Annotated in this window: 10 protein-coding genes; 8 read left to right on the top strand and 2 right to left on the bottom strand. The window is 60.8% G+C overall.

From position 1 onward, the window contains the following. Positions 1–8: 8 nt before the first annotated feature. Complete coding sequence (locus ACA373_RS17055) at positions 9–671, top strand: hypothetical protein (RefSeq protein ID WP_370734860.1); 663 nt, start codon at positions 9–11, stop codon at positions 669–671. A gap of 1 nt (position 672) precedes the next feature. Here the strand turns inward: ACA373_RS17055 and fdhD are convergent, their stop codons facing one another. Next, a complete protein-coding gene (gene fdhD / locus ACA373_RS17050) occupies positions 673–1,488 on the bottom strand; it encodes a formate dehydrogenase accessory sulfurtransferase FdhD (protein WP_301730573.1) in 816 nt (271 codons plus the stop codon). A 555-nt stretch (positions 1,489–2,043) separates the two neighbouring features. On the opposite strand from fdhD, the gene fdhE reads away from it, so the two are divergent. The 5 genes from fdhE (at position 2,044) to torA (ending at position 9,267) form a co-directional block, all read left to right on the top strand. Further along, on the top strand, positions 2,044–2,970 hold the full coding sequence (gene fdhE, locus ACA373_RS17045; protein ID WP_253456717.1) for a formate dehydrogenase accessory protein FdhE: 927 nt from the start codon (positions 2,044–2,046) through the stop codon (positions 2,968–2,970). A gap of 42 nt (positions 2,971–3,012) precedes the next feature. Then, positions 3,013–3,621, top strand: a complete 609-nt coding sequence (locus ACA373_RS17040; protein WP_301251558.1) for a glutathione S-transferase — start codon at positions 3,013–3,015, stop codon at positions 3,619–3,621. Between the two features lie 70 nt (positions 3,622–3,691). Beyond that, the gene (gene selB / locus ACA373_RS17035; RefSeq protein WP_370734859.1) at positions 3,692–5,530 is read left to right on the top strand and encodes a selenocysteine-specific translation elongation factor; all 1,839 of its coding nucleotides are present in this window, start codon (positions 3,692–3,694) and stop codon (positions 5,528–5,530) included. 106 nt (positions 5,531–5,636) lie between these two features. Further along, complete coding sequence (locus ACA373_RS17030; RefSeq protein WP_253456727.1) at positions 5,637–6,782, top strand: NapC/NirT family cytochrome c; 1,146 nt, start codon at positions 5,637–5,639, stop codon at positions 6,780–6,782. Then, complete coding sequence (gene torA / locus ACA373_RS17025) at positions 6,772–9,267, top strand: trimethylamine-N-oxide reductase TorA (protein ID WP_370734858.1); 2,496 nt, start codon at positions 6,772–6,774, stop codon at positions 9,265–9,267. Before ACA373_RS17030 ends, torA begins: the two co-directional genes overlap by 11 nt. Here the strand turns inward: torA and ACA373_RS17020 are convergent. Next, on the bottom strand, positions 9,251–11,236 hold the full coding sequence (locus ACA373_RS17020) for an autotransporter outer membrane beta-barrel domain-containing protein (RefSeq protein WP_370734857.1): 1,986 nt from the start codon (positions 11,234–11,236) through the stop codon (positions 9,251–9,253). The genes torA and ACA373_RS17020 overlap by 17 nt on opposite strands. Positions 11,237–11,390: 154 nt before the next feature. Here ACA373_RS17020 and ACA373_RS17015 point away from each other — a divergent pair, with 154 nt between their 5' ends. Both ACA373_RS17015 and ACA373_RS17010 read left to right on the top strand, forming a co-directional pair. Further along, on the top strand, positions 11,391–11,954 hold the full coding sequence (locus tag ACA373_RS17015; RefSeq protein ID WP_370734856.1) for a DNA-3-methyladenine glycosylase I: 564 nt from the start codon (positions 11,391–11,393) through the stop codon (positions 11,952–11,954). 110 nt (positions 11,955–12,064) lie between these two features. Beyond that, positions 12,065–12,727, top strand: coding sequence for an OmpA family lipoprotein (locus tag ACA373_RS17010; protein ID WP_370734855.1), 663 nt, complete (start codon positions 12,065–12,067; stop codon positions 12,725–12,727). Positions 12,728–12,764 lie beyond the last annotated feature (37 nt).

Here is a 12,764-nt window from a genome sequence, read left to right as displayed (position 1 = left end):
GCAAATTGATGACTCAGCAGAAAATGACCTGGTGGGAGAAAACTGTCGAATACACTTTTATCCTCCAATTTCAGCGCCATTTAAAATTTCTTTCCCCATTAGAGGATTTCTATGAAAAAGGCGGCGATACAATATTTAACGATAGCAATCGATGGATTTTGATCGAATTTAAAAAAGATGCGAGCAGCGTAAATTCAGAAAAAAGCAAGTTTGGTGCCGACGCTAAAACCGCTGCCGTACGCTATAAAGAGGCGCTAAAAGCGCTTAATGAACACGACAATCATCATGTCATTATCTACGGACATATTGGTAAAAATTCAGAAAACTCCTCCGCTATGAAAAATGGTGCACCGTTGGAACTGGTATGTCGCACCTATTTTTCTGGCAAAGCCAGGACAAATTATCCGGAAATGGTTAATCACGGCAAAAATTATCAGGATTTTTTCAATTATCTTGAGCAGTTTACTGCCTTTAAGTATGACAAGAAATCAGGCAGCAGCGGCCGGGGTCTGACCGCTGCTGTTTATGAACAGGTAGCCTGTATTGATGCCGATGGCAACGTAGCCGCCATGATGAGCAAGGATGACTTCACCAAAGGATATAACCTGACGCCTTCTTACCAACCAAAGCCGCCAGAGCCGGGGTCAAATACTTCTTCTTACACACCCTGACTCAACCAGCTATTAACCGCTGCGGATGGGTATAAACCGTGGCGCGGCCCGGCTTGCTGAAGCCGACCAGCGTCAGATTGCTGCGCTGCGCCACCTCAACCGCCAGTTTGGTCGCGGCGGAAACCGCAAAGAGAATTTCCACGCCGCACATGGCGGATTTCTGCACCATCTCGTAGCTGGCGCGGCTGGAAACCAGCACCGCGCCCTGCTGCCAGCTGGCCTGCTGACTGCGCAGGCCGAGCAGCTTATCCAGCGCCACGTGGCGACCTACGTCTTCACAGCCGCCCGCCAGATTGCCGTCTGGCGCTATCCAGGCCGCCGCGTGCGTGCAGCCGGTCAGCTGCCCGACGGGCTGGTAGCTTTTCAGCTGCGACAGCGCGCCGTCCAGCCGATCCAGCGAAAAGGTTTGGCTGAAAGGCAGCGGCTGCACGGGCTTGCCGATTTCCGCCAGCTGCTCCACGCCGCAGACGCCGCAGCCCGTGCGGCCCGCCATTGCCCGGCGCTGCGCTTTCAGCCCCATAAAACGGCGGCTGGACAGCTCTATCTGCACCTCAAGCCCGCCGCAGGAAGGCTGAATATCAATGCCGTAAATATCGCCGGGCGAGCTGATAATCCCTTCGGAGAGGGAAAAACCGATGGCGAATGCCTCGAGATCTTTCGGCGTTGCCATCATCACCACATGCGAAATGCCGTTATACACCAGCGCCACCGGCACCTCATCGGCCAGCCAGTCCTCCTGTGCCGTCTCCAGCGTACCGCGCTGCCAGACCTCAATCTGACTGACGCCGGCCATGCTCTGTTCACCCGCCTTGCTCATTTCACTCACCTGTCTTTCCCGTCACTCAAGCCGCGCCGCTAATTTTTTCGCCTGTAATTTTGAACCCGCAAGAGAACGACCGCAAAACAATAATCCGCGCAACGGTGTTTTCCGGCGGCAAAAAGCACAAAAAGAAACGGATAACCAATCGCTGCCAGGGCCTCGGGTTGCAACCGGCCTGGTGGACAGCGACGGTCGCAGACCGGAACACGGACATGCCGTAGAGGCTTTTTTACTGCGTGCAGCAAACCGTCGTGGTTAAAAAACATCCCTTAAATTACGCTTAACAAGGAAGTTGACGAGAGCGGACGCTATAATTTTAGCCATAAGCGCATTTTTCAGGCCGCCGCAGGCGCGCAATACGCGATGCGGCGGCCCTGCTTTACCGGTAAGTTGAGCGTGACAGGAGATTGACCACCGCGCGCCATGCGGGTTTACGCCGCTTTAGAGGCGAAACAGACTATTTGAAGACCGGGTGCCCGACTACCGGGCAAAAAGTGCGGCTAATGCGCGTTCCGCCGACGATATTAGCGCGCCAGATAACAGGAATTCCTGATGACTATTCGCATAATCCCGCAGGATCCGCTGGAGAAAAGCGAAACAAAAATGGCGGAGACGATCCCGCCGTTACTTTTCCCCAGGCTGAAAAATTTGTATGCCCGCCGCGCCGCGAGACTGCGTCAGCTGGCAGAGAAAAATCCGTTGGGCGACTATTTGCGCTTTGCGGCCGTTATCGCCAGCGCGCAGGAGATAGTGCTTTACGATCATCCGCTGCGGCTGGATTTGCAGGCGCGCCTGGCGGAAGCCGCACGCATCGGCAAACCGCCGCTGGATATCAACACGCTGCCCCGCGATCCGCACTGGCAGCGTCTGCTCCATTCGCTGATCGCTGAAATGAAGCCGGAAATGTCCGGTCAGGCGCTGGCGGTACTGGAGAATCTGGAAAAAGCCTCTGCGCCGGAGCTGGAAGCCATGGCTAACGCGCTGTTCGCAAATGACTTTTCACAAATAGCCAGCGACAAATCGCCTTTTGTCTGGGCGGCGCTCTCGCTGTACTGGGCGCAGATGGCGGCGCTGATCCCCGGCCGCGCGCGCGCCGAATATGGCGAACAGCGGCAGTTTTGTCCGGTGTGCGGCAGCGTGCCGGTTTCCGGCGTAGTGCATATGGACCAGCAGGAGGACGGCCTGCGCTATCTGCACTGCAATCTGTGCGAAAGCGAATGGCACGTGGCGCGCGCGCGATGCAGCAACTGTGAGCAAACGCAGGACCTGCACGCCTGGTCGCTGGAAGGCAATCTCGCGTCCATTAAGGCCGAGAGCTGCGGCGACTGCGGCACCTATATGAAACTGCTCTATCAGGCAAAAGATCCGGCCGTAGAAGCGGTTGCCGACGATCTCGCCTCGCTGGTGCTGGATGCGCGAATGGAGCAGGAGGGCTTTTCACGCAGCAGCCTGAATCCATTCCTGTTTCCGGGAGAATAACGTGATAAACAGGCCATTCGGTTTTGAAGGGGAATTCGCGTAATGAAATTAATTGGCAGCTACACCAGTCCTTTTGTACGGAAAATTTCGGTCATTCTGTTGGAAAAAGGCATCACCTTTGAATTTATCAACGAATCGCCCTGGACCGACGAGAGCCACGTTCCGCACTACAATCCGCTGGGTAAAGTCCCGGCGCTGGTGGCTGGGGAAGATACCTGGTACGACTCGCCTATCATCGCCGCTTACCTGGAGCAGCTGGATATCGCCCCGGCGCTGATGCCGCATGATCGGCTGGCGGCGCTGAAGGTACAGCAGCTGGAGGCGCTGGCGGACGGGATCGGCGATGCGGCAGTGATCCTGCTGCGCGAACAGATGAGGCCGCCGGAGCTACAGATGGAGAGCCAGCTGCTGCGCCAGCGCGAAAAAATCGCGCGCGGTCTCGACGCGCTGGAACAAGAGGCGGCCAAAGGCACTACGATCAACGGCGAGGCCATCAACGTGGCGGATATAGCTGTCGCCTGCCTGATAGGCTTCCTGAATTTTCGCCGCGTGATCCCTAACTGGTGCGTGGAACGGCCTGCGCTGGTCAAACTGGCGGAAAAAATGTTCCAGCGGGAAAGCTTCGCCCGCACGGTGCCGCCATCGGCCTGATGGTGAACCCGTTTACCGCCGCCCGGATAACGGCGCCTCCGCCGCGGCGCCTTAGCGCCGGGGCAAGCTGATGGTCATCGTCAGCGCAGGTCATGCCGCACACGGTAAAACTACGCTGCTGCAGGCGCTGACCGGCGCGGCGCTCGATCGGCTGCCGGGTGAAAAGCCTCAGGACAGCACGGTCGATCTCAACTACGCCTGGTGGCCGAGGCCGGATGGACGGATCTTCAGTTTTATCGACGTGCCGGGCCATCAAAAGCACCTCGCTAATATGCTCAGCGGCGTCACCGGCCCGGATCACGCGCTGCTCGCCGTGGCGGCCGATGACGGCATCATGCCGCAAACCCGCGAACATCTGGCGATCCTGCAACTGAGCGGGCAGCCGCCGCTGACCATCGCAATTACCAAAGCCGACCTGGCCAACGCCGCACGCATCAGCGACACCGAGCGGGAAATCCGTACGCTGGCCGCGCTGATGGGCTGGCCGGACGTCACGCTGTTTGTCACCAGCGCGCTGAACGCCACCGGCATCAGCGCCCTTGCCGACCATATCAGCCAGCTGCCACCGCGCGCGATCGCGCCCTGTAAACGCTTTCGCCTGGCTATCGATCGCGCCTTCAGCGTGCCGGGTACGGGCACTGTAGTCACGGGCACCGCGCTGGGCGGCGAGGTTCGCGTCGGTGACAGGCTCTGGCTGACCGGCATGAATAAAAGCGTCCGCGTGCAGGGTCTGCGGGCGCAAAACCAGCCTGCCAGCGTCGCCTGCGGCGGCCAGCGGCTGGCGCTTAACCTTGTTGGCGGCGTCGAAAAAAGCGAGCTGTCCCGCGGCGACTGGCTGCTGCAAGAGCCGCCCGCCGTGCTTTCCAGCCGGGTGGTGGTGGCGCTCCAGCCGCTTCAGCCGTTAAAACAGGCGCAGCGGCTGCATATTCATCATGCCGCCAGCCATATCACCGGCAGCGTGACGCCGATGCAGGATAACCTGGCCGAGCTGACGCTGGATAAACCGCTGTGGCTGGCAGATAACGATCGGCTGATCCTGCGCGATATCACGGCCCGGCAAACGCTGGCGGGCGCTCGCGTGGTGCTGTTGATGCAGAAAAAAGGCTGTATGCCACAGCCCGACGCGACGCGCTGGCTACAGCAGCTGGCCAATGCGCAGGACGATGAGGCAACGCTGCGGCTTTTGCTTCAGGCCCGTCCCTGGCACAAAACGCAGCTGGCCTGGGCGCGCCAGCTGACTGCCGAAGGTTTTTCCGCTGCGCTCAGCGCCATTGCGCCGGTTGAAGCGGGCGACTATCTGCTGCTGGCAGAGGTTACCGCAGGATGGCGGCGGCAGGTGCTGGATACGCTGGCGGGCTACCATCGCAAGCACGAAGACAGGCCGGGGCTGGGGCGAAGCCGCCTCAGAAGGATGGCGCTGCCCGGCCTGCCGGAAGCAATCGGGCTGGCGGTTATCGACTTATTGCTGGCCGACGGCGCGCTGGCGTTTCGCTATGGCTGGCTGCGTCTGCCTGCTTTCTCCGTCAGCTTTACGCCAGAAGAGCAGGCGCTGTGGCAGCAGGCCAAACCGCTGCTGGCGCAGGATAGCGGGTGGGTACGCGATATGGCAGCCTGCCTGAACGCCGACGAGGCGCTGATGCGTCTGACGCTGCAAAAAGCCGCCAGCAGCGGCGAAATTGCGGCGATTGTTCACGATCGCTACTACTCCCGCGCGCTGATTGAACGGTTTGCCGACACCATTCGCCAGCAGCATCAGCAGGGGCTTGCCACCCGCGCGGCGGACTTTCGCCGCCTTTTCGCTATGGGCCGCAAGCTGGCGGTGCAGATCCTGGAATTTTTCGACCACAGCGGCTTTACCCATCGTCAGGGCAGCGATCATCTGCTGCGCGACGACAGCATGTTCCCCTAATCCTCCTTTTTCCCTAACGCTTCCCTTATTGATGCGACACAAATTTAGCCCGCTGATTTTGTGGGATAAATAAGCCTGTTTTTTAAACAAAGGGATTTGAGCTTATATGAAAATTTTCAGTAAGCGCCGCTGGCCGTTTATCGCGCTGATTGCTATCGCCACGCTGCTGGTCGTCGCCGGCAGCGCGGTAGTGCTGCACAAAACCAGCGACACTGCTTTTTGCGTTTCCTGCCACAGCATGTCGAGGCCGCTGGCGGAATATCAGGGCAGCATTCACTTTCAGAACCATGCCGGCATCCGCGCGGAATGCGCCGACTGCCACGTTCCCAACGAGCCGCTGGCCTGGATGGCGACCAAGCTGGGCGCGAGCAAGGATCTGCTGGGCGAACTGACCGGCAAGCTGGACAGCGAAGAGCAGTACAATGCCCACAAGCTGGCGATGGCGGAGTCGGTATGGCAAAAGATGAAGGCCAGCGATTCTGCGACCTGCCGCAGCTGCCACAGTTTTGCCGCGATGGATATGCTGGGCCAGCGGCCGGAAGCCAGGAAAGCGCACCCTGTCGCGCTGAAAAGCGGCGAAACCTGCATCGACTGCCATCGTGGCGTGGCGCATATCCTGCCCGATATGCGCGCCAGCAACGCTTCCGGCGCCGCTCAGCTAACCGCGCTGGCCGCCGCAGCCAAAACCGATAACCGTCCTCTGTATCCCATCAGCACGCAGCCTTTCACCCTGGCATCCCATGACGGGCCTGCCGCAGGCACGCTGTTTCCGGCGGCGGAGCTGCTGCCGTACCGGCATAAAAATGGCCGTACTGAAGCACAGCTGAAAGGCTGGCAGCAGGATGGCTCGACCGGCGCGATCTACGCGGCCAAAGGCAAACGCATTATCAGCGCCATCGTCGCGCCGGAAGCCGCGCCGCAGATAAAAATCCTCGCCACGGAGGAAGACAGCCAGACGGAAACAAGCTGGCACCGCGTTTCGCTCGATATAGCGGTCGCCAGCGACGCGCTGATCGCCGATCGGGACAAGCTCTGGCAGCAGGCCGCCAGCCTGATGACCGCCAACTGCACGGGCTGCCACGGACTCACCGCGCCCGACCACTACACGGCGAACCAGTGGACGGGGGTGATAAAAGGCATGGCCTCGCGCACTTCGCTGGATACGGAGCAGCTGCGCCTGCTGACGCGCTACGCACAGCAGTACGCCAGCGACATGAAGTCGACCGCACAGGGAGAACCCCATGAAAAATAATCGTTTCGGCCTCAGCCGCCGCCAGTTTCTCGCCGCAGGCGGCACGCTGCTGGCCGCCGGCTCGCTGGATCTGCTATACGCCCGCTCCGCGCTGGCTCAGGCCATCAGCCAGGCAATGCCGCTGTTTACTGCGCTCAGGCCCGCCAGAAAAGGCATCCTGACCGCCGCCCACTGGGGCGCTTTTGAAGCGCTGGTAGAGAACGGAAAAATGGTCGGCGTACAGCCCGTGGAGGACGATCCCGCGCCCAACGAGCTGATCACCATGGCGCCTTATCAGGTTCACGCTGCCAACCGCATCACCGCGCCGATGGTGCGGCAAAGCTGGCTGGAGCACGGGCCGGGCAGCAATACGGCGCTGCGCGGCCGCGATAAGTGGGTCAGCGTCAGCTGGGAAAAGGCCACCGAGCTGGTCGCCAACGACATCCGCAGGCTACAGCGCGAGCACGGCCCGTCCGCTATTTACGCCGGATCCTACGGCTGGAAAAGCACCGGGATGCTGCACAACTCCCGCGCGCTGCTGCACCGCCTGATGAACCTGGCGGGCGGCTTTCTGGGCTACAGCGGCGATTACTCTACCGGCGCGGCGCAGGTGATTATGTCGCACGTGGTCGGTTCAATGGAGGTTTACGAGCAGCAAACCAGCTGGCCGGTGGTGGTGGAAAGCAGCGAGCTGGTGGTGCTGTGGGGCTGCAATCCGCTGGTGACGCTGAAAAACAGCTGGAACGTGCCGGATCACGTCGGGCTGGAAGGATTTGCGGCGCTGGCCGCCAAAGGCACGCCGGTTATCTGCATCGATCCCGTATTTAGCGACAGCGCCAAAGCGCTGAATGCGGAATGGATCGCGCCGAAAGCCTATACCGACGCCGCGATGATTTTGGGCCTGGCGCATACGCTGCTGGCAGAAAAGCACCATGACGAGGCTTTTCTTGCCCGCTATACCACGGGTTTTGAAAAGTTTCGCGCCTACCTGCTGGGCGAAAGCGACGGCCTTGTCAAAAGCGCGGAATGGGCCAGCGAGATCTGCGGCATCGCGCCGGAGCAGCTGCGCCAGCTGGCAAGAAGGATGGCGGGTCAGCGCACCATGCTCATGGCCGGCTGGGGCATTCAGCGCCAGCACCGCGGCGAGCAGCCGCACTGGCTGCTGGTAACGCTGGCCGCCATGCTCGGGCAAATCGGCCTGCCGGGCGGCGGTTTCGGCTTCAGCTACCACTACTCTTCCGGCGGCAGCCCAACGGCGCGAGGCGGGATCCTGTCGGGCATCAGCGCGGGCGTCGCGCCTGCCGGTTCGCCGCCGCCGATCCCGGTAGCGCGCATTGCCGACTGCCTTGCCAATCCCGGCAAAACTATCGCTTTTAATGGCAAAGAGGTGACTTATCCCGACGTCAAAATGGTCTACGTCGCGGGGGGCAATCCTTTCCACCACCATCAGGACACCAACAATTTGCTGCTGGCCTGGCAACGCCCGGAAACCATCGTGGTGCAGGATCCTTACTGGACGGCCACCGCCAGACACGCCGATATCGTGCTGCCCTGCACCACCAGCTATGAGCGCAACGATATGGATATGGGCGGCGACTATTCGCAGCGCTATCTGTTCCCGATGCGCCAGTGCGTGCCGCCGCAGCACCAGGCGCGCAGCGATTTCGCCATTTTTCAGGCCATTGCGGCCAGGCTCGGCGTCGAACAGGCTTTTACCGAAGGCCGCGATGAAATGCTGTGGCTGAAAAAGCTGTATGACGATATGAAGCAGCAGGCCAGAAACGCCGGCGTCCCGCTGCCGCCGTTCGATCTGTTCTGGCAGTCCAATAACTACATTCGCTTTCCGGTACCGGAAGAGAATAAAAAGTGGGTGCGCTTTGCTGACTATCGCGCCGATCCGCTGTTGAATCCGCTCGGCACGCCCAGCGGGAAAATTGAAATCTTCTCTAAAACTATCGCGGCGATGCACTACGACGACTGCGCGGGCCTGCCGGGCTGGCAGCCGCCGCAGGAGTGGCACGGCAGCCCGCAGGCGCAGCGCTATCCCCTGTCGCTGAATACCGCGCATCCTGCCCATCGTCTGCATTCCCAGCTGGATAACACGCCGCTGCGGCAAAAATATGCCGTCAGCGATCGCGAAGCGATACTGATCCATCCGCAGGATGCCGTCACCCGAGGGATCCAGTCCGGCGATCTGGTCAGAGCGTTTAACGATCGGGGTCAGATCCTGGTCGGCGCGCTGGTAACGGAAGCGATCCGTCCCGGCGTAGTGCGCATCAGCGAAGGCGCCTGGTACGATCCCGCCGAGCCTGCCGAGCCGAAAACGCTGTGCAGGAACGGCAACGTAAACTGCCTGACCTTCGATATCGGCACCTCACGGCTGGCGCAGGGCAACTGCGGGCAGATGGCGCAGCTGGAGGTGGAGAAATTTACGGGCGCGCCGCCGCCCAATACCGCTCATGCCGTGCCGGAAAGCGCACGCCAGCCGATCAGAAACGCGCGCTGACGCCCAGGTTATAGATAAACTGCTCGCCGGTGCTGAGGCCGCCGGTTTGCGACACCGAGGCGAAGGCCGCCGCGCTGTCGCCCAGCGGCAAGTTTGCGCCGACGGTCACGTCCGCCCAGTTGCTGTCCTGGCGGGCGGTATCGCGCGTGAAGCGGGTCTGCGTTGACTTCAGCCCGCCGCCGGCGCGCCAGACGTTATCGCCAAACTGGTGGTTATAGCTGACCGCCGCCCAGGGATTGATCCCGCCCAGCGTGGCATCCAGCCGCCAGCCCAGCGCGCCAATCTGCGAATGGTAGTTCTGATCGGCGAAGCGCATGGCGGTGCTGCTCTCGCCCCGCTCGCTGTAGCCCTCTACCGAACTGTAATCCAGCGCGTACTGTGCCGTCGGGCCGGTGGTAAGCGACGCGCCCAGCGGAAAATCCCAGCCGGTGGTAATACGCGCGCCGAGCTGTTTACCGTCGGTATCGCCCTTTTCCGTCCGCGTCGCCGGGCCGATGGCAAAACGCCGCTGGATATCGTCATAGCGGGCAAAAGCGTAGTGCACATCCGTATTTATCCAGCCGTTGTCCAGAAAAGCGAGCTCGCTCCAGGCCGAAAATAGCCAGCCGCGCAGCTTGTAATCGAAGCGAGATGAAGGATGCTGCGTGTCATCCGAGCCGGAAACCAGCGCGCCCACCAGCAGTGAATCGGTCAGCTTATAGTCCACGCCCAGCGTCAGGTTATGGGTGGTGGCGTTGCCGTCGCCCGCCGCCAGATTGGCGGCATAGTCGTAATGTTGACCGGCGTAGCCGCCGAACACGTTAAGCGATCCCTGCGGATTGTCGCTGTGGCGCTGCTGCTGCAAGCGACTGTCGAGCGTGGCGCGCGCATCGCGAGAGAGCGCCAGCATCGCCTGATCCAGCGCCACCACCTGCGCGGGCGCGTTCAGCACGGCCTCAATATAATCGGCGATCAGCTGGTGCGTAGCGGGGCCGGGATGCAGACGATCGGCAAACAGCAAAGCCTGCTCGTCGGAAAAACCGGGCGTAGCCGAAGTGCAGACCGCCGCTGAAACGCCGGGCGGGCAGGCCATGCCGGCCGTATTGCTTAAGCCATAGCGCGCCGGGTCACTGAGGATCTCGCTGAAAAGACCGTTGATATCCACGCGCACAATGTTGCCGCCCAGCTGCGCCAGCCGATCGTCTTCCAGCTGGTTATAGCGGTTGGTCAACGCGCTGCCCTGCTCGCTAAGGCTTTGCCACGCGGCAAACAGCCGATCGGCGATAGCCTGCCGCACGGCGGTCACGCTGCTGGCCTCACCGGCGGCGGCGTACAGCGCCTGGTAAATCGCCTGATTGCGGCTGTTCAGATCCGGCGTCGTCTGGCCGTTCAGGGAAGCGAAGGCCGCAGCCAGCGCCGTACCGGCAACGGGCGCCAGGCCGGTCTGGATGACCGCCTCCAGCAGCACCGGCGCCGCACCGATATTGGGCACGGTCGGCACGATAACCGTTCCGGCTCCGGCAGCCAGCAGCTGCTGTACCTGGCCTGCGGCGGCAAAAGCACTGTTGCTGACCAGCCCTGCCGCCTGCTGCGGATTCAGCGCGGCCGCCGCCAGATCGTTGCCGCCGATCCAGTGAATATAGAGGCCGTCGGCATCCGCCTGGCCGCCCCTGGCCGCCAGATAAGCGGCGAGCTGGTTAGACGTATTGTTGTCGGCATTCAGCAGCGGCAGCGCCACCGCTTCGCCCGCGGCATAGTTGCTGCCGCCGTTATTGGAAGGCTGGAGCGACTGGTCGATTTTTGCGGCCAGAATTTCGTCATAGAGCGGATGTCGGCTGCTGTCCCAGGTATAGCGGCCGTTATTACCGCCATCGCTCAGGCTGTCGCCAAAGACGGTGTAGCTATCCCAGGCCAGCGCCGGAAAAGTCGAGACGGCATAAAAGAGCCACGCGCTTCCGGCAGCGCGCAGGCGCGAATATTTTTTTAGCATGGCGTGACTCCAGAAAGAGCCTGAAAGCGGCGGCATAACGCCGGTTATTTTGTTGCTATCATCGTCAACCTGTCAGATAACTATTGCCTTTCCGGGCATTGCGTCAAGCCTTTTACGTGTATTTTTTAACCGATTCAGATAAGGAACTTTACTTATGCAGCGTTGCGGTTGGGTGACTCAGGATCCGATCTATCTGGCCTATCATGATACGGAATGGGGCGTGCCGATTACCGACGCGCAGGCGCTGTTTGAAATGCTGTGCCTGGAAGGTCAGATGGCCGGCCTTTCCTGGCTGACCGTCTTAAAAAAGCGGGAAAACTACCGGCGGGCGTTCTGCGGTTTCGATCCTGAGCAGGTGGCGTTGATGACGGAAAGCGACCTCGATCGGCTGATGCTGGACAGCGGGCTGATCCGCCATCGCGGCAAGCTTTCCGCTATTGTCGCCAACGCGCGCGCGCTGCTGGCGATGGCGGCGCAGGGCGAGACCTTTGCTGAGTTTATCTGGCAGTTTGTCGATCGCCAGCCGCAAATCCACCGCTACAGCGACTATCGCGCTGCGCCAACCTTCAGCACCGTTTCCGATGCCCTTTCTAAAGCGCTAAAAAAGCGCGGCTTTAAATTTGTCGGCACCACTACCTGTTATTCGTTTATGCAGGCCTGCGGGCTGATTAGCGACCACACGACCAGCTGTTTCTGTCATCCGGATAACCTCAGGTAGCGTCTCTTTACAAATTTAGGAAGACAACACGGTTTTTTTTCGGCGCGGGGTCGGCATAATCGCTTCTTTTCAGGCTATTTTCGCCAGTCGCTGTTCAGGAAACGCTATCCATGAAAAAACGTTTTGTTACTCTTGCTCTGCTTTTGAGCGGTACCATCGCCCTGTCGGGCTGCACCACGAATCCTTACACCGGCGAACGCCAGGCGGGTAAAGCCGGTATCGGCGCGGGCCTGGGCGCCGCGCTGGGCGCAGGCGTCGGCGTGCTCTCCTCTTCCAAAAAAGATCGCGGCAAAGGCGCGCTGATTGGCGCAGCGGCAGGCGCGGCGCTGGGCGGCGGCGCGGGCTACTATATGGACGTGCAGGAAACCAAGCTGCGTGAAAAAATGCGCGGCACCGGCGTCAGCGTGACGCGTGAAGGCAATAATATCGTGCTGAACATGCCGAACAGCGTCACCTTCGACAGCAGCAGCAGCTCGCTGAAGCCTGCAGGTGCCAACACGCTGACCGGCGTGGCAATGGTGCTGAAAGAGTATCCAAAAACCGCCGTTAACATCGTCGGCTATACCGACAGCACCGGCAGCCGCCAGCTGAACATGAACCTGTCGCAGCAGCGCGCCGACAGCGTAGCCAGCTCGCTGATCACCCAGGGCGTGGCGACCAATCGCATTCGCACCGGCGGCATGGGGCCGGACAACCCGGTCGCGACCAACAGCACGGCCGCAGGTAAAGCGCAGAACCGTCGCGTGGAAATCACCCTCAGCCCGCTGCAGTAATCCCGCCAGCCGGACAATCTTTGTCCGGCTGTTTCCC

The sequence above is a fragment of the Erwinia sp. STN24 genome (assembly GCF_041320675.1).
GTDB classification, from domain to species: Bacteria; Pseudomonadota; Gammaproteobacteria; order Enterobacterales; family Enterobacteriaceae; genus Erwinia; species Erwinia aeris.
Note: the sequence above shows the minus strand (reverse complement) of the source record. Positions and strands in the feature narration are given on the sequence as shown.